The 23602-nt window shown below is 66.9% G+C and carries 20 protein-coding genes and 1 tRNA gene; 10 read left to right on the top strand and 11 right to left on the bottom strand.

The window, feature by feature from the left end; genetic code table 11:
• Nucleotides 1-38 precede the first annotated feature (38 nt).
• Both fdxA and AC3WP6_RS10870 read right to left on the bottom strand, forming a co-directional pair.
• Entirely contained in the window at nucleotides 39-368 is a 330-nt protein-coding gene (fdxA, locus tag AC3WP6_RS10875) for a ferredoxin FdxA (protein WP_492627723.1), read from the bottom strand.
• A gap of 151 nt (nucleotides 369-519) precedes the next feature.
• Nucleotides 520-595, bottom strand: a tRNA-Glu gene (locus AC3WP6_RS10870).
• Between the two features lie 151 nt (nucleotides 596-746).
• Here AC3WP6_RS10870 and pcnB point away from each other — a divergent pair.
• From pcnB to panD, 5 genes are all read left to right on the top strand, one after another.
• Nucleotides 747-2102, top strand: coding sequence for a polynucleotide adenylyltransferase PcnB (gene pcnB / locus AC3WP6_RS10865; RefSeq protein ID WP_492627722.1), 1356 nt, complete (start codon nucleotides 747-749; stop codon nucleotides 2100-2102).
• A complete protein-coding gene (folK, locus tag AC3WP6_RS10860) occupies nucleotides 2099-2581 on the top strand; it encodes a 2-amino-4-hydroxy-6-hydroxymethyldihydropteridine diphosphokinase (protein WP_492627721.1) in 483 nt (160 codons plus the stop codon). Before pcnB ends, folK begins: the two co-directional genes overlap by 4 nt.
• Before the next feature lie 46 nt (nucleotides 2582-2627).
• The gene (gene panB / locus AC3WP6_RS10855; protein ID WP_492627720.1) at nucleotides 2628-3458 is read left to right on the top strand and encodes a 3-methyl-2-oxobutanoate hydroxymethyltransferase; all 831 of its coding nucleotides are present in this window, start codon (nucleotides 2628-2630) and stop codon (nucleotides 3456-3458) included.
• A 12-nt stretch (nucleotides 3459-3470) separates the two neighbouring features.
• Nucleotides 3471-4316 carry a pantoate--beta-alanine ligase gene (panC, locus tag AC3WP6_RS10850; RefSeq protein WP_492627719.1) on the top strand — a complete coding sequence of 282 codons (846 nt, stop codon included), beginning with the start codon at nucleotides 3471-3473 and terminating at the stop codon, nucleotides 4314-4316.
• Nucleotides 4317-4538: 222 nt separating this feature from the next.
• The gene (gene panD / locus AC3WP6_RS10845; RefSeq protein ID WP_492627718.1) at nucleotides 4539-4925 is read left to right on the top strand and encodes an aspartate 1-decarboxylase; all 387 of its coding nucleotides are present in this window, start codon (nucleotides 4539-4541) and stop codon (nucleotides 4923-4925) included.
• Between the two features lie 126 nt (nucleotides 4926-5051).
• Here panD and AC3WP6_RS10840 read toward each other — a convergent pair whose 3' ends face one another.
• The 3 genes from AC3WP6_RS10840 to AC3WP6_RS10830 form a co-directional block, all read right to left on the bottom strand.
• Nucleotides 5052-5837 (bottom strand): MetQ/NlpA family ABC transporter substrate-binding protein, encoded by a 786-nt coding sequence (locus AC3WP6_RS10840; RefSeq protein ID WP_492627717.1) that lies wholly within the window; start codon nucleotides 5835-5837, stop codon nucleotides 5052-5054.
• Nucleotides 5838-5899: 62 nt separating this feature from the next.
• Nucleotides 5900-6586, bottom strand: coding sequence for a methionine ABC transporter permease (locus AC3WP6_RS10835; RefSeq protein WP_492627716.1), 687 nt, complete (start codon nucleotides 6584-6586; stop codon nucleotides 5900-5902).
• Nucleotides 6583-7587 carry a methionine ABC transporter ATP-binding protein gene (locus AC3WP6_RS10830; protein ID WP_492627715.1) on the bottom strand — a complete coding sequence of 335 codons (1005 nt, stop codon included), beginning with the start codon at nucleotides 7585-7587 and terminating at the stop codon, nucleotides 6583-6585. The genes AC3WP6_RS10835 and AC3WP6_RS10830 overlap by 4 nt, the downstream gene beginning before the upstream one ends.
• Nucleotides 7588-7662: 75 nt before the next feature.
• Here AC3WP6_RS10830 and AC3WP6_RS10825 point away from each other — a divergent pair, with 75 nt between their 5' ends.
• From AC3WP6_RS10825 to AC3WP6_RS10815, 3 genes are all read left to right on the top strand, one after another.
• The gene (locus AC3WP6_RS10825; protein WP_492627714.1) at nucleotides 7663-8148 is read left to right on the top strand and encodes a glutathione peroxidase; all 486 of its coding nucleotides are present in this window, start codon (nucleotides 7663-7665) and stop codon (nucleotides 8146-8148) included.
• 137 nt (nucleotides 8149-8285) lie between these two features.
• Nucleotides 8286-8768, top strand: coding sequence for an FKBP-type peptidyl-prolyl cis-trans isomerase (locus AC3WP6_RS10820; RefSeq protein WP_492627713.1), 483 nt, complete (start codon nucleotides 8286-8288; stop codon nucleotides 8766-8768).
• 9 nt (nucleotides 8769-8777) lie between these two features.
• Nucleotides 8778-9413: a class I SAM-dependent DNA methyltransferase gene (locus tag AC3WP6_RS10815; protein WP_492627712.1), complete on the top strand. Its 636-nt coding sequence runs from the start codon at nucleotides 8778-8780 to the stop codon at nucleotides 9411-9413.
• On the opposite strand, the gene AC3WP6_RS10810 is transcribed toward AC3WP6_RS10815, so the two are convergent.
• From AC3WP6_RS10810 to AC3WP6_RS10800, 3 genes are all read right to left on the bottom strand, one after another.
• A complete protein-coding gene (locus AC3WP6_RS10810) occupies nucleotides 9398-11308 on the bottom strand; it encodes a potassium transporter Kup (RefSeq protein WP_492627711.1) in 1911 nt (636 codons plus the stop codon). The two genes, AC3WP6_RS10815 and AC3WP6_RS10810, sit on opposite strands and share 16 nt — an antisense overlap.
• A 419-nt stretch (nucleotides 11309-11727) precedes the next feature.
• Nucleotides 11728-13557 carry a translational GTPase TypA gene (gene typA / locus AC3WP6_RS10805; RefSeq protein WP_492627710.1) on the bottom strand — a complete coding sequence of 610 codons (1830 nt, stop codon included), beginning with the start codon at nucleotides 13555-13557 and terminating at the stop codon, nucleotides 11728-11730.
• Nucleotides 13558-13676: 119 nt separating this feature from the next.
• Nucleotides 13677-15074 carry a GntP family permease gene (locus tag AC3WP6_RS10800; RefSeq protein WP_492627709.1) on the bottom strand — a complete coding sequence of 466 codons (1398 nt, stop codon included), beginning with the start codon at nucleotides 15072-15074 and terminating at the stop codon, nucleotides 13677-13679.
• A gap of 170 nt (nucleotides 15075-15244) precedes the next feature.
• On the opposite strand from AC3WP6_RS10800, the gene AC3WP6_RS10795 reads away from it, so the two are divergent.
• Nucleotides 15245-17467: a TonB-dependent receptor gene (locus AC3WP6_RS10795; protein ID WP_492627708.1), complete on the top strand. Its 2223-nt coding sequence runs from the start codon at nucleotides 15245-15247 to the stop codon at nucleotides 17465-17467.
• A gap of 1 nt (nucleotide 17468) precedes the next feature.
• Complete coding sequence (locus tag AC3WP6_RS10790) at nucleotides 17469-18560, top strand: extracellular catalytic domain type 2 short-chain-length polyhydroxyalkanoate depolymerase (protein ID WP_492627707.1); 1092 nt, start codon at nucleotides 17469-17471, stop codon at nucleotides 18558-18560.
• A gap of 115 nt (nucleotides 18561-18675) precedes the next feature.
• Here AC3WP6_RS10790 and AC3WP6_RS10785 read toward each other — a convergent pair whose 3' ends face one another.
• The 3 genes from AC3WP6_RS10785 to AC3WP6_RS10775 form a co-directional block, all read right to left on the bottom strand.
• Nucleotides 18676-19527, bottom strand: a complete 852-nt coding sequence (locus AC3WP6_RS10785) for an SDR family oxidoreductase (RefSeq protein WP_492627706.1) — start codon at nucleotides 19525-19527, stop codon at nucleotides 18676-18678.
• 89 nt (nucleotides 19528-19616) lie between these two features.
• The gene (locus AC3WP6_RS10780; protein WP_492627705.1) at nucleotides 19617-21338 is read right to left on the bottom strand and encodes a tetratricopeptide repeat protein; all 1722 of its coding nucleotides are present in this window, start codon (nucleotides 21336-21338) and stop codon (nucleotides 19617-19619) included.
• A 118-nt stretch (nucleotides 21339-21456) separates the two neighbouring features.
• The gene (locus AC3WP6_RS10775; protein ID WP_492627704.1) at nucleotides 21457-23595 is read right to left on the bottom strand and encodes a RelA/SpoT family protein; all 2139 of its coding nucleotides are present in this window, start codon (nucleotides 23593-23595) and stop codon (nucleotides 21457-21459) included.
• Nucleotides 23596-23602 lie beyond the last annotated feature (7 nt).

Raw genomic sequence — 23602 nt, 5'->3', positions numbered from 1 at the left:
CTTTCGGGGCGGCGTTTTGGTGTCCGTGCGGTGGTGACTCAGCGCTCGAGCAAGCCCTTGCCGAGTTTGTCCGGCACGCCGTCCCACTCCTTGACGTCGGCCGGTGGGTCAATCTTTTCGGTGATGACCGGCCACAGCTTCGCCAGCTCGCCGTTCAGAGCAATGAAGTTTTCCTGCCCGGCAGGCACGTCGTCCTCGGGGAAGATCGCCTGCGCCGGGCACTCGGGCTCGCACAGGGTGCAATCGATGCACTCGTCCGGGTCGATGGCAAGGAAATTCGGGCCTTCATGGAACGCATCGACCGGGCACACCTCGACACAATCGGTGTACTTGCACTTGATGCAGTTGTCGGTGACGACGAAAGCCATGGCGTGGGCGCTCTTGCAAAAGACGCCTGCAAGTATGACCGCATCGCATGCGCGACGCGCATGATGTGCGACACACAGCCACTCCGCCGGCTGCCGCGACAAGCCGAAGACAGGCTTGTCCGGTAACGCAATCGTTGGATTGCAAGGGGGATGGCGCTCCCAACGAGGTTCGAACTCGTGTTCCCGCCTTGAGAGGGCGGTGTCCTGGGCCGCTAGACGATGGGAGCGCAAAGCTGCAAGGCGCGGTAGTATAGCGGAATTGTTTCCACCGGCAACGCCTGCGGGCGTCGGCGGGCAGTGCCTGCGGCCACGGTCGCGGCCTCGTCGCCGTGGTCATTCGATGCTGCCGGACCTGATACCCGCAAGGATCCCATCCGCTTGAATGCCGAAGCCAGGAACGACACCGGGCCAGCGCTGCACATCATTCCGCGCGACCAGCACACAGTCTCCCGCAAGAACATCAGCAAAGCCGCCCTGCGCGTGCTCTACCGGTTGAACGAAGCCGGCTACGACGCGTTTCTCGTGGGCGGCGCGGTACGCGACCTGCTCATCGGACACACGCCGAAGGATTTCGACGTGGCCACCAACGCCACGCCGGACGACGTCAAGAAACTCTTTCGCAATTGCCGCCTGATCGGTCGCCGCTTTCGCCTTGCGCACGTGGTGTTTGGCCCGGAAATCATCGAGGTGGCCACCTTCCGCGGCACTGGCGAGGACGACAATGCCGAAGGCGAGCGGCGCATCGTGGATGGCCGCATCGTGCGCGACAACGTATGGGGCACGATCGAAGAGGATGCGCTGCGCCGCGATTTCCGCGTCAACGCGATGTACTACGACATCAGCGATTTCTCGGTGCGCGATTACGTTGGCGGCATGCAGGATCTGCGCGACCGCGTGCTGCGCCTGATCGGCGAGCCGGTCACGCGTTACCGCGAGGACCCGGTGCGCATGCTGCGTGCGGTGCGGTTGGCCGCCAAGCTTGGTTTCAGCGTGGATGCCGCGGCTGCGGCGCCGTTCGAGACGCTTGGATCGCTGCTGACCGAAGCTGCACCGGCACGCCTGTTCGACGAATCGCTCAAGATGTTTCTGGCCGGCTACGGGCTCAAGAGTTTCCGCACTTTCGAGCAATACGGCTTGATGAAATTCCTGCTGCCGGCGACGGCGCGCGCGCTCAAGCGCGGCGACGAAGGCTTGCGTGCATTGGTCGAGCAGGGCCTGGCGAACACCGATGCGCGCGTGCTCGAGGGCAAGTCGGTGACGCCGGCATTCCTGTTTGCCGTGCTGTTGTGGGGCGAGGTACGCGACCTTGCGCACGCCGGCATCGAACGCGGCGATGATCGCAACGAGGCGTGGGAGCGCGCGGCGCAGCGGGTGGTGGGCGAGCAGTGCCAGCGCGTCGCCATCCCGCGCCGTTTCACCTATGCGATGGAAGAAATCTGGGCGCTGCAGCCGCGCTTCGAGCAGGTGCAGCGCAAGAAGGTGATGCGCCTGTTGGCGCATCCGCGGTTTCGCGCGGCGTTCGATTTCCTGCTGCTGCGCGCGCACGAATCGCCGGCCATGCGCGAGCTTGGCGAGTGGTGGGCGCACGCCCAGCAATTGCCGCTCGACGTACTGGCGGCCGCCCTGCCCATCGCCACCGGCAATGCCGCCAGCGAGGCCGAACCCGCGCCGGCGGTGCACAAGCCGCCGCGTCGCCGGCATCGCCGTGGCGGGGCACGGAACAAGCCCGCGTGACCACCGCTTACGTTGCGCTTGGCAGCAATCTCGGTGATCCGCGGCAACAAGTGCTGGCTGCTTTCGAGGCGCTGGCACAGTTGCCGCAATCGCGGGTGACGGCGCGTTCGCGCCTGTATCGCACGCCGCCGTGGGGGGTGGTCGACCAGCCATGGTTTGTCAACGCCGCGGCGCGGCTCGACACCACGCTCGCGCCCGAGGCTTTGCTGGACGGTTTGCAAGCGATCGAGCGGCGCGCTGGTCGCGTGCGCGACGTACGCTATGGGCCGCGCACGCTCGATCTCGACTTGCTGCATGTCGAGGGCGTGTGCCGCGCCGACGTGCGCTTGACCTTGCCGCACCCACGCATTGCCGAGCGCGCCTTCGTGCTGCTGCCGCTGGCCGAGCTGGCGCCCGAGCTCGACGTGCCGGGGCAGGGCCGCGTTGCGGAGCTGCTTGCCGCGGCCGATGCCGAAGGTTGCTGTTTGCTGGCCGAATGAGGCTGCGCCGCGGATAATCGGGATCATTCGCTTTCGGGAAGTTGCCGTGTACGTGGAAACCGAGAAACGCCCGGTGCGCAAGCCGGTCACCGTGCCCATGCTGCACGCGATGAAGGCCGAGGGCCGGCGCATCGCCATGCTCACCGCCTACGACTTCAGCATGGCCAGCCAGCTCGAAGCCGCCGGCATCGATGTGGCGCTGGTGGGCGATTCGCTCGGCATGGTGATCCAGGGCCACGCGAGCACGCTGCCGGTCACGCTGGAACACATGGTGTATCACGTGTCCGCCGTGGCACGCGGGCTGACGACAACCCTGCTGATTGCGGACATGCCGTTCATGGGCGATCGCGACACCGCGCACGCGCTGGAAGCGGGCGCGCGACTGGTCGGGGAAGGCGGTGCCGCGATGGTCAAGCTGGAGGGCGGCGCACCGCACATCCTCGATGCGATTGCGGCGCTTACGGCGCGTGCGATTCCGGTGTGCGCACACCTTGGCCTCACGCCGCAATCGGTGCACAAGTTCGGCGGCTTCCGCATCCAGGGCCGCGAGGCATCGGCGGCCGAGCGCGTGCTGACGCAAGCGCGCGCAGTGCAGAGTGCCGGCGCCGATCTCCTGGTGCTTGAGGGGGTGCCGAGCACGCTTGGCGAGCAGGTGACCAAGGCGCTCGACATCCCCGTCATCGGCATCGGTGCCGGGCCGCATTGCGACGGGCAGGTGCTGGTGTGCTACGACATGCTCGGCATCACGCCGGGCAAACGGCCGAAATTCAGCAAGGATTTCCTCGCCGGTCGCGGTTCGGTGGCCGAGGCCATCGCGGCGTACGCCGAGGAAGTGCGCAACGGCAGCTTCCCGGCGCCGGAAAACTGCTTCAACTGATCGGAGGCCATCATGCAAACCGTGCAAGACGCGCAGGCACTGCGCGCCGCGATCCATGGCTGGCACGACAAAGGTCAGACCGTTGCCCTGGTGCCGACGATGGGCAATCTGCATGCCGGGCATTTCTCGCTGGTGCGGTTGGCGCGTGAGCGGGCCGATCGCGTCGTTGCCAGCGTGTTCGTCAACCCCACCCAGTTCGGCCCCAACGAGGATTACGCCCGCTACCCACGCACGCTGACGCAGGATCAAGCCGGATTGGCCGAGCACGGCTGCGATCTTCTGTTTGCGCCGGAAGTGGCGACGATTTACCCGTATGGTGCCGAGTACAGCGTGAGCGTGCACGTGCCGCAAATCACCGAAGTGCTGGAAGGCGCCCATCGCCCCGGCCATTTCGATGGCGTTGCCACGGTGGTGGCCAAACTGTTCAACCTCGTGCAACCCGATCTGGCCGTGTTCGGCCAGAAGGATTACCAGCAGCTCAAGGTGATCGAACGCATGGTGCGCGACCTGGCGTTGCCGGTGAAAATCCTCGGTGCGCCGATCCAGCGTGCCGAGGATGGCCTCGCGCTCAGTTCGCGCAACCAATATCTGTCGCCAGCCGAACGCGAGATGGCGCCGCAGATCCACCAGACCTTGCTGCTGATGCAGTCGCTGATCGGCGAGGGCCATGCCTGCCACGCGGTGGAACTGGTGGCGGCGACGCGGCTGGAACGTGCGGGTTTTGTCCCCGATTACACCGCCATCCGCCGTGCCGACGACCTGGGCATGCCGGAAGCGCACGCACGGCATGGGTTGGTTGCCCTGATCGCCGCGCGGCTGGGCAGCACGCGCCTGATCGACAACCTGCCGCTGGCTTGACGCAGCCGGGCGCGATACACGGCCGCCGTGGATCGGGCTTCGGCCCGACGGGCTCTCGGCGAAAGGCCCTGTCGGGATGAATTCCGACCCACGAGGCCGCGGCGCCTTCACCTTCACCCATCGGCCGGGGACGCGTGCCGTTCCGGGACCCCTTGTTGCGGCACTGCGGCATCGGTTCGATAATGCACGGCTCAAACGGCTGTTTTTGCAGGTATCGACGTCATGCTGCTCAACATGTTCAAGTCCAAGATCCACCGGGCCACGGTGACCCATGCCGAGCTGCAGTACGAAGGCTCGATCGCGATCGACGGCGACTTGCTCGATGCATGCGGCATCCTCGAGTACGAACAGATCCACGCATGGGATGTGAGCAACGGCAAGCGCTTCGTTACCTACGCACTGCGTGCGGAAGAGGGCTCGGGCATCATTTCGGTGAACGGCAGCGCGGCGCGCAGCGTGTCGGTGGGCGACCTCATCATCATCGCCGCGTTTGCGCAGGTGGACGAGAAGGAGCTCGCCGGCTTCCAGCCGACCTGCATCTACATGGATGCGAAGAACCACATCAAGCGCACCGACCACGCCATTCCCAAGCAGATGGTGGCGGCCTGAGGCCGGCCAGGAACGCTGATCGCAAGGGCACAAGCGGCAGCGACTGCGCGCCGTTTGTGTCTTGTTCCACGCTCAGCTGATGGAGCCGTGACGCGGTGGCGGACCAACGTGCGTCCTGCCGATGGCTCAGAACGCCGGCAACACCGCCCCCCGGTATTTTTTCTCGATGAAGGCGCGCGTGGCCGGGCTGGTCAGCGCCTTGGCGAGTTTTTCCACCCGCGGGTCGTGCTGGTTGTCGGCGCGGCCGACCAGATCGTTCACATACGGTGAATCGCTGCTTTCGATGAGCAACGCATCCTTTACCGGATTCAGCCCGGCCACCAGCGCATAGTTGGTGTTGATCAGCGCGAGGTCCACCTCGTCCAGGGTGCGCGGCAGCATCGCCGCGTCCAGCTCCTTGAACTTGAGGTGTTTCGGGTTGGCGGTGATGTCGGCCATCCCCGCCAGCGCATTGTGCGGGTCCTTCAGCGAGATCAGGCCGTGGTGCGCGAGCAGCAACAGCGCGCGCGCCTCGTTGCTGGGGTCATTGGGCACGCTCACCGTGGCGCCCACCGGCAACGCATCGATGGATTTGATCTTGCGCGAATACGCGCCGAACGGCTCAATGTGCACGCCGACGATCGGTACCAGGTGCGTGCCGTGCTCGTGGTTGAAGGCCTCCAGATACGGCGCGGTCTGGAAGTAGTTGACGTCGAGGCTCTTCTCGACCACCTGCAGGTTCGGCTGCACGTAGTCGGCGAACACCTTGATCTTGAGCTTCACGCCTTCCTTTGCCAGTTCGGGCTGCACGAACTTGAGGATCTCCGCGTGCGGCACCGCGGTGGCGCCGATGGTGAGCGTGTGGGCGTCTTCCCTGGGTGCCGAGCAGGCGGCGAGCAGCAGCGCTGCCAACACTGGGACGAACCACTTCATGCGATGAACCTCTCGTGCGGTGTGCCAGAATAGCCGTCCATACGTCCAGCAGCAAACCGCGATCAGTGCTGCTTGCAGCGCGCAACAATACGGTCGCCGGCCACCTGCAGTGCCTGCACCAGTACCACCAGCAGCACTACCGTGACCAGCATGTAGTCGGATTTGTAGCTGAGATAGCCGTAGCGGTAGGCGAGGTCGCCCAGGCCGCCGGAGCCGATCGCGCCGCCCATCGCGGTGTAGCCCACCAGCGCGATGGCGGTCACCGTGATGCCGGCCCAGAGGCCGGCGCGTGCCTCGGGCAGCAGCACGTGGCGCACGATCTGCCAGGTGCTGGCGCCCATCGCTTGCGCCGCCTCGATCACGCCGCGCGACACCTCGCGCAGCGAGGTCTCCACCAGCCGCGCAAAGAACGGCGCGGTGCCGATCACCAGCGGCGGGATCGCGCCGCGCACGCCGAGCTTGGTGCCGACCAAGGCGTAGGTCACCGGCATCATCACGATCATGAGGATGATGAATGGCACCGAGCGCAGGATGTTCACCACCACCGAGGTGGCCGCGTAGGTCTTTGGCCGCGCGCGCAACTGGCCGGGGCCAGTGAGATACAGCAGCACGCCCAGCGGCAGGCCGATGGCGACGGTGAGCGCGAGCGAGCCGCCCAGCATCAACAGCGTGTCGACGCAGGCCTGGCCCATCTCGCCCCAGTCCTGGATGTTGGGGAACAGGCTTTGCAGCAGTGGCGCGGTGCTCATGCCAGCTCCTCGACGGTGATGCCGGCGGCGCGCAGTTTCTGCAGCGCGGCGTCGATCTGGGCGCCTTCGAGCGCGAGCGTGAGCTGGCCGTAGGGCAGATCCTTGATGCGGTCGATGCGCCCGGCGATCAGGTTGAAATCCACTCCGCTCTCGCGCATCACGCGGCTGAGCACCGGCTCCAGCGTCGCGGCGCCACGGAAAGTGAAGCGCAGCACCCGGCCGTGCACGCCGGGTGGCGCGGCGGCATCGCCCGCCGTTTCGGGCAGGGCCTCGCTGACGAACCGCCGCGTGGTCGCGTGCTGCGGATGCAGGAACACGTCGGCCACGGTGCCGGATTCCACCAGGTGCCCGGCGTCGAGCACGGCAACGCGGTCGGCGATGCGGCGCACCACGTCCATCTCGTGGGTGATCAGCACGATGGTGAGCTTGAGCTCGCGGTTGATCGTGGCCAGCAGATCCAGTACCTGCGCCGTGGTCTGCGGATCGAGCGCGCTGGTGGCCTCGTCGCACAGGAGGATTTCCGGGCGATTGGCCAGTGCGCGCGCAATGCCGACGCGCTGCTTCTGCCCGCCGGAAAGCTGGGAGGGAAACTTGTGTGCGTGCTCGGCGAGGCCCACGCGTTCAAGCAGCTCGTCAACCCGCGCGCGGATAGTGCTGGCGTTGCGCTCGCCGGCGAGGCGCAATGGCAACGCCACGTTCGCCGCCACGGTCCGCGAGGCGAGCAGGTTGAAGTGCTGGAAGATCATGCCGATGCGCCGACGCTGCGCACGCAATGCGGGCTCGTCGAGTGCGGTGATGTCGGTGTCGCCGATCAGGATGCGCCCGCCGCTCGGGCGTTCGAGCAGGTTGATGAGCCGCAACAATGTGGATTTGCCGGCGCCGGAGTGGCCAATGATGCCGAACACTTCGCCGTCGTGGATGTCGAGGTTGAACGGCGCGAGCGCCGGCACCTCACGGCCATCCACGCGATAGGACTTGCTTACGTCGAGGAAGCGGATCACGGTGGTCTGACGGGAAAACGGAGCATCATTCTAGCGGCTCGCATGGACGTCCATGCGGCCAAGGCGGAGGGTTCGATGGACAGCATCTGGGATTTCAGCGCGGTGGATCTGGATGGCCACGAGCGCGCACTTGGCGAGTGGCGTGGCAAGACGCTGCTGGTGGTGAACGTGGCGTCGAAATGCGGCTTCACCCCGCAATACGCCGGGCTGGAAAAGTTGTGGTGCGATTTCGGCCCGCGCGGGCTGGTGGTGCTCGGGTTTCCGTGCAACCAGTTCGGCCATCAGGAGCCGGGCGACGCCGCAGAAATCCGTGCGTTCTGCACCACCAGCTACGCGGTGAGTTTTCCGCTGTTTGCGAAGATCGCCGTGAATGGTGCGGACGCGCACCCACTGTACCGCTGGCTCAAACATGCCGCCCCCGGCGTGCTTGGCAGCGAGGCGATCAAGTGGAACTTCACCAAGTTCCTTGTCGGCAGCGATGGCCAAGTGCGCAAGCGCTACGCCTCGGCCGACACGCCAGAAAAGATTGGCCGTGAGCTGGATGATTTGCTGCCGAAGTGAGATGCATGCCTTCGTGTGGGTTGAGGTTTGGCCCGACGGGCGCCTCGCCGAAAGCGCCGTCGGGATGAATCCCGACCCACGGGTTTTGCGCGGTGATCTGCTAGTCTTGCAACCCGTTTTCCGCGCCGGACACCGCCATGCAGATCGCCGCCAACACCGTTGCCGCCTTCCACTACACGCTGACCGACGACGATGGCAAGGTCGTTGACAGCTCCGCCGGCGGCGAGCCGCTGACCTACCTGCACGGCAAGGGCCAGATCGTGCCGGGGCTGGAAAAGCAGATGGAAGGCAAGGGCGTGGGTGACAGGTTCGTGGCGCACGTATCGGCTGCCGAAGGTTATGGCGAGTACGCCCCGGAAATGGCGCAGGTGGTGCCGCGCTCGGCGTTCCAGGGCATCGACGACATCCAGCCCGGCATGCAGTTCCAGGCCAACGGCCCGCAGGGCGTGTTCAACGTGATGGTGACCAAGGTCGAAGGCGACGAGGTGCATGTGGATGCCAACCATCCACTGGCCGGCAAGGCGCTGCATTTCGACATCGAAGTGACCGACGTGCGCACCGCGAGCGACGAGGAGCTTTCCCATGGCCACGTGCACGGCGCCGGCGGCCATCATCACTGAGCTTCGCGCGTGACGCGCAAGGCCTACGACGCGGCGTATTTCGACCGCTGGTATCGCAGCCGCACCGAGGCGGTGTCGTCGCCCGCTTCGCGCCGACGCAAGGTGGCGATGGTGGTGGCGGTAGCCGAGTACTACCTCGGCCGGCCGATCCGCAACGTGCTCGACGTGGGCTGCGGCGAGGGCCTGTGGCGCGCACCGTTTCGCGCCTTGCGGCCCGGCATCGACTATCGCGGGCTGGATGCCAGCGAATACGCGGTGGCGCGCTACGGCCGCAGCCGCCAGATCGGGCTGGCCCGCCTGCGCGAGCTGGAATGGCTGCGGTTGGATACCTGTTTCGACGTGATCGTGTGCACCAACGTGCTGCACTACGTGCGCGCCAATGAAGTGCGCGCGGGGCTCGTCGGCATCGCCGACATGCTCGGCGGGGTCGCCTTCATGGAAACCTTTGTCCGCGGCGACGACGTGGTCGGCGACCGCGCCGACTACGTGGCGCGCCCCGCGGCGTGGTACCTGCGCGAATTCGCCCGCGTCGGCCTGGTGCCGGTCGGCTCGCACTGCTACGTGGGCGCCGACCTCGCGGCGCGCGCATCGGCGCTGGAACTGGCCGGGCGCACGCCTGCGCCGGCGGATCAGATTTCGACCTGAGTGCCCAGTTCGACCAGCCGGTTGCCGGGAATGTGGAAGAACGCGGTGGCCGGCATCGCGTTGCGCGCGAGGAACGCGAACAGCTTGTCGCGCCACAGCGCCATGCCCGGGTGGCGGGCCGCGACGATGTTTTCGCGCGACAGGAAAAACGTCGTGTCCATCAGGTCGAAACGCAGCCCGCGCGGCGCGCAGGCGGTGAGCGCGGTGGGGATGTCCGGTGCCTCGGCAAAGCCGAAGCGCAGCAGCAGGCGGTGGAAGCCCTGGCCGAGTTCGGCCAGTTCGATGCGCTCGTCCGCGTTGGCATACGGCACCTCCAGCGTTTCCACACTGAGCAGCACGTTGCGCTCGTGCAGCACCTTGAAGTGCTTGAGGCTGTGCAGCAGCGCGTGCGGCACGGCGTCGAGGTTGGCGGTGAGAAAAATCGCGGTGCCCGGTACCCGTGCCGGCGGATGGCTGCCGATGCTGGTGATGAACGGCGACAGCGCCAGCCCGCCCATCTTGAGCTGGCGCAGCACCAGCTCGCGGCCGCGCCGCCAGGTGGTCATCACGGTGAACACCAGCACGCCGAGCGCAAGCGGAAACCAGCCGCCGCTTTCGACCTTGAGCAGGTTGGCGCCGAAGAACGCGCCATCGACAACCAACAGTGGCATGCCCAACGCCAGCACCGCGTACCACTTCCAGCGCCATTGCCGCAGCGCGACCAGCAGTGCGAGCAGGGTGGTGGTGACCATCGTGCCGGTGACGGCAATGCCGTAGGCCGCGCCGAGGTTTTCGGAGGAGCGGAAGCCGAGCACCGCCGCCAGCACCAGGATCAGCAGCAACGTATTGATCGCCGGTACGAACACCTGGCCGGCGACCTGGTCGGAGGTGTGCACCACGCGCATGCGCGGCGAGTAGCCGAGCTGCATCGCCTGGATCGTCATCGAGTACGCGCCGGATATCACCGCCTGCGAGGCGATGATGGTGGCCATCGCCGCGAGCGCAATCATCGGAATCAGCAGGCTTTCCGGCACCATGCGGTAGAACGGATTGGTGCCCGCATCGGGTGTCTGCAGCAGCAGCGCGCCCTGGCCGAAGTAGTTGAGCAGCAGCGCGGGAAACACGATGAGACTCCACGCCACGCGGATCGGCCGCTTGCCGAAGTGGCCGATGTCCGCGTAGAGCGCTTCGGTGCCAGTCAGCGCCAGCACCACGCCGCCGAGCGCCACGAACGCCACCAGACCGTGCACGGTGAAAAAGCGCACCGCGTAATACGGATTCACCGCGGCGAGGATCGCCGGTTGCTGCACGATCATGCGCAACCCGAGCAGGGCGATCGCCACGAACCACAGCATCATCACCGGCGCGAACACGCGCCCGACCCGGGCGGTTCCAGCTCGCTGGAGCAAAAACAGCACCAGCAGGATGGCGGCGCTGATCGGCGTGATCCACGCCTGCAGGTGTGGCGCCGCCACCCTGATGCCTTCCACCGCCGACAACACCGAAATCGCCGGCGTGATGACGCCGTCGCCATAGAACAGCGCGGCACCGAAGATCGCGATCAACGCCACCAGCCAGCGCAGCGTCGGCGCATTGCGCACACTGCGCTGGGCCAGTGCGAGCAGCGCCACGATGCCGCCTTCGCCGCGGTTGTCGGCGCGCATCACGAATGCCACGTACTTGATGCACACCACTACCACCAGCGACCACAGCACCAGCGACAGCACGCCGAGCACGGTGGCATGGCTGATGCCCAGCCCGCGGGTGTTGCCGAACACCTCCTGCAGCGTGTACAGCGGGCTGGTGCCAAGGTCGCCGAACACGACGCCGACGGCGCCCAGCGTCAGCGTGCGCAGCGGCTGGTTTGCCAGCCCGGCGTGGTTGCCTGGTGAATCCGCGGCGTTGGTGCTGGTCATGGAGTTGTGGCAGCGGCGTTGGCGATGGAGGTGGAGCGTATGCGCACGGCTCGGCGTCAGCGCGATATGTCCGGAGCGGTGCGGATGGCAGCCCAAGTCGGGGCAGCGATGTCGATGCCGCAGCCTGTCTGAGCGTTGCGGTCGCGGCGGCTCGGAAGTGCGTGCACTGTAGCCACGGATGCGGTGCACGGCAACACGCCGGCAAAGGACGTGTGCGGTACGCGGCCAGCGGGGAAATCGTGTGCAAGGACGCGCGTCGTGTTCTTGCGGAAAGCGGGGACTTGGTAGGTCGTTGCCCCTGGTGTCGCGGATCGTTCGCGAACCCCGGTGGGGACCCATTCGACGACCTTTTTGATCCGGCACGCCACACCAAAACGGCCACCTCGCGGTGGCCGTTTTGGTGTGGCGTCAAAAACGTCTCACTGCCCGCGATGCGCGCGCTTGCGATCCATTTCGGTGAGCGCCTTCTTGCGCAGGCGGATGGCCTTGGGGGTGACCTCGACCAGCTCGTCGTCCTCGATGAAATCCAGCGCCTGTTCGAGCGACATGCGGATCGGCGGGGTGAGCTGGATGCCCTCGTCCTTGCCGGCGGCGCGCATGTTGGTGAGCTGTTTGCCGCGCAGGCAGTTGACGGTGAGGTCGTTGTCCTTGGCGTGGATGCCGACCAGCTGGCCCTCGTACACCTCGTCGCCTTCGCCGGCCAGCAGGCGGCCGCGCTCCTGCAGCATGTTCAGCGCGTAGGCCGGAGTGGGGCCGGTGCCGTTGGAGATCATCACGCCGTTCGGACGCTTGGCGATCTGGCCTTCCGCCTTGGGACCGTAATGGTCGAACACGTGGAACAGCAGGCCCGTGCCCTGGGTGAGCGTCTTGAACTGGTTCTGCAGGCCGATCAGCCCGCGCGCCGGGATGATGTATTCCAGCCGCACACGACCCTTGCCGTCCGGCACCATGTTCTTGAGCTCGGCGCGGCGCGTGCCGAGGCGTTCCATCACCGTGCCCTGGTGGGTCTCCTCGACGTCCACCACGAGCTGTTCGAACGGCTCCATCGGCTTGCCGTCGATCATCTTGATGATGACTTCCGGACGCGATACCGCAAGCTCGTAGCCTTCGCGGCGCATGGTCTCGATCAGTACCGAAAGGTGCAACTCGCCGCGCCCGGAAACCAGGAACTTGTCGGCGTCGGAACCGTCCTCGACGCGCAACGCCACGTTGTGCACCTTCTCGCGGTCGAGCCGCTCGCGAATCTGGCGGCTGGTGAGGAACTTGCCGCCGGACTTTTCCTTGTCGCCGGCAAACGGCGAGCTGTTCACCTGGAAGGTCATCGAGATGGTCGGCTCGTCCACCATGAGCGCCGGCAACGCCTCGGGCACCTCCGGGTCGGTGAGGGTGTCGGAGATCGAAAGCTCCTGGATGCCGGAAATGGCGACGATGTCGCCGGCCTCCGCGCTTTCCTCCTCGATGCGCTCCAGGCCCATGAACGCCAGCACCTGGCCGACCTTGCCGCTGCGCTTCTTGCCCTCGCGGTCGATCACCGCCACCGGCATGCCTTTTTTCAGCGTGCCGCGCTGGATGCGGCCGATGCCGATCACGCCGACGAAGCTGTTGTAGTCGAGCTGGCTGATGCGCATCTGGAACGCGCCGGTCGGGTCAACCGGCGGTACCGGGGTGTACTTCATGATCGCCTCGTACAGCGGCGTCATGTCGCCGGAACGAACGTCGGGGTCGAGGCTGGCGTAGCCGTTCAGCGCCGAGGCGTAGATCACCGGAAAATCCATCTGCTCACTGGTGGCGCCGAGGCGGTCGAACAGATCCCAGACCTGTTCCACCACCCAGTCCGGGCGCGAACCGGGGCGGTCGATCTTGTTCACCACCACGATCGGCTTGAAGCCCATCGCGAACGCCTTCTGGGTGACGAAGCGCGTCTGCGGCATCGGGCCGTCCATCGCGTCGACTAGCAGCAACACGGAGTCGACCATCGACAGCACGCGCTCCACTTCGCCGCCGAAGTCGGCGTGCCCGGGGGTGTCGACGATGTTGATGCGGTTGCCGTTCCAGCGGATCGCGGTGTTCTTGGCCAGGATGGTGATGCCACGCTCTTTTTCCTGGTCGTTGGAGTCCATCACGCGCTCGGCCAGCACGGTGCGCTCGCTGAACGTGCCGGACTGCTTGAGCAGGCAATCGACGAGGGTGGTCTTGCCGTGGTCGACGTGGGCGACGATGGCGATGTTGCGCAGATTTTCGTGGGACATGGGCTGGTCTCGGGCGACACAAGGGCCGCCGCGCAAGTTTTGCGGAATCGAATCGGCCAATTATACGCGCACCCACGCCGCCGTGCCTGCGCGGCACGGCCTGGGGGCGTGTGCGGCGTTCAGACCAGCCCGGTGAGCTCGTAGGCCGCGATCACCACGAACACCGCCAGCGTCTTGATGACGGTCACCGCAAAGATGTCGCGATACGACTGCCGATGCGTGAGCCCGGTCACCGCCAGCAACGTGATGACGGCACCGTTGTGCGGCAGGGTATCCATGCCGCCGGAGGCCATCGCCGCGATGCGGTGGAACACCTCCAGTGGAATACCGGCGGCGTGCGCGTTGGCCATGAAGGTGTCCGCCATCGCCCCGAGCGCGATGCTGAGCCCGCCGGAGGCCGAGCCGGTGATGCCGGCCAGCGCGGTCACCGTCACCGCCTCGTTCACCAGCGGATTCGGGATGTTGTGCAGCGCATCGGCCACCAGCTTGAACCCCGGCAGCGCGGCAATCACGGCGCCAAAGCCGTATTCCGAAGCGGTGTTCATCGACGCCAGCAGGGCGCCGGAAACCGCGAGCTGGCTGCCGGTGGTGAAATGCTTGGCGACCGGCCGCCAAGCGAACACCAGCACGCAGGCGATGCCGAGCACCAGCGCGCCTTCCACCGCCCAGATCGCGGCGATCTTGCCCACCTCCTGCACCACCGGCGTGCTCTTGCCGACCACGCTGGGCTGGAACGCCGCGGTGCTGCCGTACAGGCGCGGAATCGCATCGGTCAGCAGTTTGTTGGCCACGCCGACCAGCACCAGCGGCGCCAGCGCAATCAGCGGATGCACCAGCTTGCTGCCATCGAACGGCTCCGGTTCGTTGACGAGGTTCGTGCCGTAGCCCTCGCCGGCGCGCGCCGCCTTGCGCCGACGCGATTCGAGATAGACCATGCCGACGCTGAGAATGAACACGCCGCCGAGCACGCCGAGCCATGGCGCGGCCCAGGTGTTGGTGCCGAAAAACGCGGTCGGGATGATGTTCTGGATTTGCGGCGTGCCGGGCAGCGAATCCATGGTGAAGGTGAACGCTCCCAGCGCGATGGTGCCGGGGATCAGCCGCTTCGGAATGTCGCTGGCGCGGAACAGCTCGGCGGCGAACGGGTACACCGCAAACACCACCACGAACAGCGACACGCCGCCGTAGGTGAGCAGCGCGCAGACCACCACAATCGACAGGATCGCGCGGCTGCGCCCGACCACGTGAATCGTCGCCGCCACGATGGATTTGGAAAACCCCGAGATCTCGATCAGCTTGCCGAACAGCGCGCCCAGCATGAACACCGGGAAATACAGCTTCAGGAACCCGACCATCTTCTCCATGAACAGCCCGGTGAACATCGGCGCGACCAGGCCGGGGTCGGTCACCAGCACCGCGCCCAGCGCGGCAATCGGCGCAAACAGAATGACGCTGTGGCCGCGGTAGGCGGCCAGCATCAGAAAACACAGTGCGGCGAGCACGATCACGAAGGCCATGCGCGGATTCCCCTCACACCATCCGGTGGTAACGATGCCGCCAGTATTCGGCATCGCCCGCGTGTGCCGGCACTGTACGAAGGTACAAGTGCCCCTCTGCGGAAGGCTGTTTAACCTCAGCGCCAGATCAGCGCCCGCGTCCGTCGGGTGCGACCACGATGGGGGAAAACATGAAGCGCACGCATCTGAGTCTCGCCGTCGGCCTTGCCCTTGGCATGGCCTGCGCCGCACCCGCGGTGGCCGCCGCACAAACCGCACCGGCGACGAAGACCACTTCGCCGGCCAAGGTCAAGCAGCTCGACCAGGTGGTAGTCACCGCGCGCAAGCGCAAGGAAACCCTGCAGGACGTGCCGATCGCGGTCAGCGCCTTTACCAGTGAGGCGCTGCGCACCGACAACGTGCAGAACCTCGGGGATCTGCAAGGCAAGGTGCCTTCGCTGCAGGTCTACGCGGCGCGCGGCTCCAACACCACGCTCACCGCGTACATCCGCGGCGTGGGGCAAGCCGACCCGACCTGGGGTTTCGACCCGGCGGTAGGCATCTATCTCGATGACGTTTACCTGGCGCGTCCGCAGGGTGCGATGCTCGATGTGTTCGACGTGGAGCGCATCGAAGTGCTGCGCGGCCCGCAAGGCTCGCTGTACGGCAAGAACACCATCGGCGGTGCGATCAAGTACGTGTCCAAACCGCTGCCGGTCAAGACCGAGGGCGCGGTGGAGGCCACTATCGGCACCCACGGCGAGAAGGACATCAAGGGCAACCTTGGCGGTGCCAGCGCCGACCAGGTGTGGCGCGGACGCCTGGCGGTGGCCAGCATGCACAACAACGGCTACGGCACCGACATCAACACCGGCAGCCGCAACGGCAACAAGAACACCAATGCCGGGCGCCTGACCCTGGGCTTTTTCCCGAACAACCAGTTCAACGTGCAGTTGGCGCTGGATGGCGTGCGCGACAACTCCAATCCGCGCGGCGCGAAAATGCTCACGGTCAACAAGTTCTATCCGACCTATGCGCCGCTGCCCAGCAACTACAACACGCGCAGCGGTTTTGCCCAGTTGAACCACACCAAGCTGTACGGCTCGGCGCTGACGGTGAACTGGATCGCGAGCGAGGCGTGGTCGCTCAAATCGGTTACTGCGGTGCGCGGCTCCCACACCGACACCAACATCGATTTCGACACCCTGCCGCCCAAGCTCACCGACGTCAACGCGATCTACAAGGATCACCAGTTCAGCCAGGAATTCCAGGCCAATTACGATGCCGGCGGCAGCGTGCACGGCGTGGCCGGGCTGTATTACTTCGACGGCAGCGCGGATGGCGAGATCCACAACATTTTCCTTGGCTCGCCGCCGTATTCCACGCTGGGCTATGCGCAGTACGGCAGCACCGGCGGCAGCATGGGCACCAAGAGCTACGCTGGCTACGGCGATCTCAGTTGGGATTTCGCGCCCGACTGGAGCCTCGATGTGGGCCTGCGCTACACCCATGAAACCAAGACCGCGCGCATTCTCAACCAGGGCTTCGGCGACGCCACATTCAGCACGCCGCTGCTGACGATTGCGAATTTTCACGGCTCGCATGCCACCAGCAACGTGTCGCCCAAGGTCTCGCTCGACTGGAGCATCAACCCCAACGTGAAGCTCTACGCGAGCTACAGCGAAGGCTTCCACTCCGGCGGCTACAACATCCGCGCCAACTGCGCGGCCATCCCCAGCTCATGCCGGCCGATCGACGACGAGAAGGTGCGTTCGTTCGAGTTGGGCAGCAAGATGACCTTCTTCGACGACCGCCTGATGCTCAACACCGCGGCGTACCGCAACATCTACTCCAACATCCAGCTTTCGGTGTTCACCTCGTACACCATGGCGAACGGCCAGCAGGGTTTCTTCGGCGATTTCACCAACGCCGGCAAGGGTCACATCGATGGCCTGGAAGAAGAGTTTGCGTGGATGCCGACGGAAAACTGGACTTTGCGCGGCAACGTGGCGTACCTGCACACCAAGTACACCAAGTTCATGAGCGGCGGCGTCAACATCGCCGACAAGCAGCGCTTCACCAACGCTCCGAAATGGTCGGGCGGACTTTCGCTGGAGCACACCATGCCGCTCGCCAACGGCGGCAGCCTGAGCGGGCGCATCAACTACACCTACCAGGGCTTCGTGTATCCGGAAACCACGTTGTCGCCGCTGATCGCGCAACGCGGTTATGGCTTGTGGAACGCCGGTGTGATCTGGCAGATCGACCGCCCGTGGTCGCTTAGCCTGCAGGGCACCAATCTCGCCAACAAGGCCTACCGCACGACCGGCTACAACATCGGTGCCCTCGGCATCGTCACCGGGTTCTACGGTAACCCGCGCACGGTGACGCTCAGCGCCCGCTATCAGTTCTGATATGGGCAGGGCAGCGACAACGACGCGGGCGCCACGCGGTTTTGCGTGGCGCCTCGCGGGTGGCCTGCTGGCGGCGGCGCTGGGTCTGGGCAGTGTCCAGGCCGCCGATGCACCGCCGTTGCCGAAGCTGCATCTCGACTCCGCGCGCGTGGCGGTGGTCGGCCTGTCTGCCGGCGCGTACATGGCGGGGCAGGCGCAGCTGGCGTATCCGGAGTGGTTTGCGAATGCGGCGTTGGTTGCCGGCGGCCCGTGGAATTGTGCGGACGGCAGCCTCAAGACGGCGCTCACGGCGTGCCTGAAAGGCAACCCGCGGGCCGAAGTACCCGGTCTGGTTGCCCGTGCCGGCGCGTGGGCAAAGGAAGGGCGTCTGGGCGATCTTGCGCACTTGGCGCACGCACGGGTCTATTTGTTGCGCGGCCGGGACGACGCCACGGTCAGCGCAGACGTCGCGGCGGCGAGTGCTTCGTTTTATCGCGCATTGGCGGCGCAATCCCCGGCCCTGCGCGACCTGCAGCTCGTGGTCGACGACCAGCGCGATTTTGGCCACAACCTGCCGGTCGCCCGGCACGGCGATGATTGCCGGCTCTCGCAATCGCCATTCCTCGGTGGGTGCGGGTTCGATGCGGCGGGCGCGATCTTCGCCCGGATGTTTGGTGCGCCGCCACGGCAAGCCGACGGCGCGCACGGTGAGCTGCGTCGGTTCGACCAGGACGCCCTGCGGATCGACGGCGCCGATGCCTACCTCGCCCGCACCGGGTATCTCTACGTGCCGCCAGCGTGCGCAGCGGGCCAATCGTGCGGGCTGCTGGTGGCCTTTCATGGCTGCAAGCAGGACGCCGCATCGGTGGGCACCGCGTTCGTGCAAGATGCCGGCTTCAATCGCTGGGCCGATGTCTATGGCGTGGTCGTGCTCTACCCGCAGGCCCGCGCCAGCTTCGCGCCGCTGAACCCGCAGGCGTGCTGGGATTGGTGGGGTTACTCCGGAGCCAACTACGCCACCCGCGACGGCGCGCAGCTGCGCTGGCTGGTGCATGCCGTGCAGGCGCTGGGTGCTGGAGCCGGGATTCGGGATACGGGATTGGGGATTCGATAGAGCGATCCGCGGCGAGCGATGAAGCCTTGTGGGTCGCACTTCAGTCCGACTGGGCTTGCCGCGAAAAGCCTGTCGGGATGACTTCCGACCCACAGTGGCGCAGCGGCGGATGGACTCAGCCTTCGCGCGGCGCGAGCCACATGTCCGCATCCACGACAAACGGGCGCGGCACGACGCCCAGCAAGCGGGTCAGTTCGGTGTTGTCGGCAACGAGATCGCAGTCCAGTCGATGCAGCGGGCCGCGCAGTCTGGTGGGCGCCAGGTGCTGCGCGGCGTGGAGCAGTCCGGCTGGCAGCGGCACCGGCAAGGTACGCGTCGGCAGGCTGTCGCGCACGCGGCGGAACATGTCGGCCGCCAGCAGGCGTTCGCCGCCGCCGATGGCCAGGATGTGGCCCGCGCTGGCTGGCTGGCGCAAGGCGGCGATGACCGCGAGCGCAATGTCGTCGGCGTGCACCGGTTGGCGCAAGCCGCGACCCGCCGGCAACGGAAAGACGTGCGTGCGCAGCGCGCGGCGGGCGATCGGGGTAAGGCTCTGGTCGAGCCCGGCGCCATAGACGAGGGTGGGGCGGAAAATCGTCCACGGGGCGCCAAGGTGGGCGCAGGCGTTGGCGATGGCGTGTTCGCCGTCGCGCAATTGCTGCGCAAGTGCACGCTCGGCGGCCACGGTGGAGTCGCGTTTGGTGTGCGCGCTCATCGAGCTGGTGGCAATGACGCGCGGCGGCGTGGCGAACCGCGCGGTTGCCAGCCACGCCGCAAACGGTCCGATTGGACCGAAGCTGACGATCGCCGCCGGCGTGGTGGACAGGTCGGGCACGACATCCGGCAACTGGCCCTGCAGCCAGCGGGCACCCTCGCGCGGCGCCCGCGGGCGGCGGCTGATGGCGTACACCGCCGCGCCGAGTCGGTGCAGCCGCGGCAGCAGGAAATGGCCGATTTGGCTGCTCGCGCCGAAAACGAGAATGCTCATGCCGGCTCAGCGTGGGGGCCGGGCGCGCACGCCACCCGCAAAGGCGTTTGGCAGCGGCCGGGAAAGACAGGGGAGGCTGGCACCGGCACTCAAGCGCCGGTCTGCAATTGCGTGGTGATCTGTTGCACCCGCGGGTCGGCGGGAGCGAGACGACGCGCGTGATCAAGCGCATTGCCGGCGCCGGCGCGGTTGCCTTGCCGCAGTTGCTGCTGGGCCTGGTCGAGCCAGGCGCTGGCGAGACGCTGGCGCAGCCCGCCCTGGTCGGCGTCGCCGGGGGCGAGGTCGCGCAGGTTGGCGAGCATGGCGTCGGCGTCGGCAAGGGCGCCGCGCGCCAGGTCCTGCTCGAAACGTTGACGCACCACTTGCGGCAAGGTTTGCAGGCCTTGCCGCGCCGCGCCGTTGTTGCCGTCGATCGCCAGCGCATTGCGGTACAGGTCGTACGCGCAGTTGCCGGGTGGCATCATGATGTCGCCGCGCGCCACCGCGGCCTGCGCGCGTTGCAGCAGGTTGGCCAGCTGGGCACTTTGCGCGGCACTGAGCGGCGGTTGCACCGTGTTGTCGGGGTTGTCGGTGGCGACCGTGGCGAGCCCTTGCGCGCCGGCTCGCGGCGCCGACGTGGCGTGGCCTTGCTGGTGGTCCTGCTGGTGTTCTTGCAGCCGCGCGCGCGCTTCGGCCAACTCCGCCGATTTCGGCGCCAGCGGCGCGGCGCGTTTCAGCAGGGAGGCAGCTTGCGCGTAGTCGCCAGCGTCCATGGCGGCGCTGGCCTGTACGGTGAGCGCTTGCGCGACCTTGCCCAGTCCGGCTTCGGCCTGGGCGTTGTCGGGGGCCAGCGCGAGCGCCGCCCGGTAATGGGCAAGCGCAGTGTCGTCGCCTGGGCCGTCGATGTGCCCGGCGCGCAGCGCGGCATCGCCTTGCTGCAGCATGGCGTCGAGGGCCGTGCTGTCCTGCTGGCCGGCTTGGGCACGCGCGGCGCGCAAGCCTGGCAACGCGGCATTGTTGGGTTGCAGCGAGGAGATTTGCTCGATCGCCGCATCGGCCGTCGTGGTGTTGCCGGCGGCCAGCGCCTGTTGCGCCTGCTTGGCCAGTGCCGCGGCCACTTGGTCCAGCCCGTGGCTGGCCACGGCGTTGCCGGGCGCGGCCTGCAGTGCGCGTTGATACAGCGCACCTGCGCCCTCCGGCCCGCCGTATTGGCCGGCCGCCACCGCCTGTTGCGCTTGTTGCACCAAGGAGGAGAGGCGCACCTGCGAGTTGCGTTGCGCGGCAATCAGCTGATCCAGTCGATCCACGTCGCTGCCGCCGCCCAGCAGCTCGCGGGCAATGGCCGCTTTTTGCGTGGCGATGTCGAGTTGGCCGGCTTGCACCGCCGCGTCGGCCTGCGCGAGTTCGGCCGAGCCGACCTGATGCAGGCCATTGCGTGCAGCGTCGTTGTCGGGTTCCAGCGCTATCGCCGCCTGGAACAGCTCGCGCGCGCTGGTGCCGTCGTCGCCATCCAGATGACCGGCGGCCAGCGCCTGTTGCGCGCGGCCGAGCACATCGTTGAGCTCGGTGCGCGGCAAGAGGCTGCGCAAGCGGTTTTGCTCTACCCACATGCCGCCGATCACGACCACCAGCGCCACGACGATGGCGGGCAGCAACCAGCGTCGCCGTGCGTGCGGTGCACGCACGGGCTTGCGTGCGGGAGGTTCCTCGCGCCGTGGACGCGTGTCGCGCGGGGGCGCGTCGATATCGGTATCGAGCTGGTCAAGGTTGCCCAGCGTCGGTTCCGCGCGTTCGTGCGATGGGGAAGGGGGCTGGTTGCGGCGTTCAGTCATGGAATCTGCGGCATCGGCAGTGCATCCACGAGCTTAGCATTGCGATGGTGCATCGCCGCGAGGCGCCGCAACCGACGTTCAGCGTGGGCGTGGCTCGCACCACCCGGGCGCTGTAGTGCTACGGGCGTGCACTGTTGCCGACGCGGTGTGCGTCCACCACATTGGGCAACGCCAGCAGGCGGTCGAGCAGGGTGGAAAGCTGCTCGAAGTCGCGTACGCGCAGGGTGAAGCGCATTTCCACTTCGCCGCTGGCAGCGATGGCGCGGCTGGCGGAGGCGATGATGGGCGTGGCCGCGTTGCTGATGACGCCGGCCACATCTTTTTGCAGGCCCTTGCGGTCGTAGCCGCGCAGTTCGATCGCCACCTCGTAGGCCTGTGCGCTGGGCCGGCCCCAGGCGACGTCGATCACGCGGTCGGGCTCGCGCCGCGCGAGTCGGGCAAGGCTTGCGCAATCGGTGCGATGCACCGACACGCCGCGCCCGCGGGTGATGTAGCCGCGTACCGGATCGCCCGGCAGCGGCTGGCAGCAGTGGGCGAGCGTGGTGAGCAGGTTGCCGATGCCTTCGATCGTGAGCGCGCCGGGGTCGGGGGCGGCGGTGCGCGGCGCGGCAGGGGCGGCAGGCAATTCAACTGCGGCGGGTTGGGAGAGTTCCTGCAGCACGCGGGCAATCTGACCGCCGCTGATTTCGCCCAGTGCCAGCGCGATCAGCAGCTCTTCCTGGGTCTGCAGGCGGAAATGCCTGGGCAGCTCGGCAAGATCGGTTTCCGGCAAGCCAAGACGCTTCAGTTCGCGCTCGAACAGGGCGCGGCCAACGCCGAGGTTGGCGTCGTGCGCCTGCTTGCGGAACCACGTGCGCACTTTTTCGCGGGCACGCGCACTGTTCAGGAAACCGTGGTGCGGCGAAAGCCAGTCGCGGCTGGGCTCGGCGACTTTCGCAGTAAGGATCTCCACCCGGTCGCCGCTTTGCGGCTGGAACGTGAGCGGCACGATGCGGCCGTTGACCTTGGCGCCGCGGCAGCGGTGGCCGACTTCGGTATGCACGTGGTAGGCGAAATCAAGCACGGTGGAACCGTGCGGCAGGTCGACCACCTCGCCCTTGGGGGTGAGCAGGTAGACGCGGTCCTCGATCAGCTCGGTCTTGAGGTCGGCGGCCAGCGCGCCGTCGTCTTCGCCGCGCGCATCGAGCAGTTTGCGCATCCAGGCGATCTTGGCCTCGAACTCGGCATCGGCGGCGCCGCCTTCCTTGTAACGCCAGTGCGCGGCGACGCCGAGCTCGTTGGCGCGGTGCATGGCGTGGGTGCGGATCTGCACCTCCAGCGTCTTGCGGTGCGGGCCGATCACCGCGGTGTGCAGCGAGCGATAGCCGTTGCCCTTGGGACGCGCGAGGTAATCGTCGAACTCGCGCGGCAGGTGCGGCCACAGGGTGTGCACCACGCCGAGGGCGGCGTAGCAGTCGGCCACGGTGTCGACCAGGATGCGCACCGCGCGGATGTCGTACAGCTCGGAAAACGCCAGCCCCTTTTTCTGCATCTTTTTCCAGATGGAATAGATGTGCTTGGGGCGGCCGGCAAGGTCGGCATGGATGCCGGCGGCTTCCAGCGCGCGACGCAGTTCGGCGAGCGATTCGGCAATGAACGCCTCGCGATCGGTGCGCCGTTCGTCGAGCAGCTTGGCGATGCGCTTGTAGATGTCCGGCTGCAGATAGCGGAACGCGAGGTCTTCCAACTCCCACTTGAGCTGCCAGATGCCCAGCCGGTTGGCGAGTGGCGCGTGGATGTCACGCGTGAGCCGCGCCAGCGCGAGGCGTTCGGCCTCGGAGGCCGTGGCCGTGGCACGCAGGCGCACGAGCTGGCGTGCCAGCAGCACGAACACCACGCGCAGGTCGCGGATGATCGCCAGCAGCAGCCTGCGCAAGCCTTCGGAACCGCTGTCCGCTGACCGCTGCGCATGCAATGCCCAGACCTTTTCCGCCGCCAGCTGGCCGTCGACGAGGCGGCGCAGCTCTTCCGGCAGCCCGGCGGCGTGCGCCTTCCAGGCGGCGTTGTCGTGCACCGCCAGCTCGAACCACACCGCCGAGGCCATCGTCGGCGCGTCGCAGCCCAGCGCGGTAAGCAGGTCGAGCACGTCGCGGCAGACGCGATCGCTGCCGTCGCGCACCTTCAGCGCATCGAGCGCGGTCGCCAGCATCGGTGAGGCATGCGCGCGCTGGTGCCAATCGGTTTGCGGGTCGGCAATGGGGGACGTGCGCTGAACCATGCGCGCA

Source organism: Rhodanobacter sp. FW106-HT46G03 (genome assembly GCF_058789895.1).
Note: the sequence above shows the minus strand (reverse complement) of the source record. Positions and strands in the feature narration are given on the sequence as shown.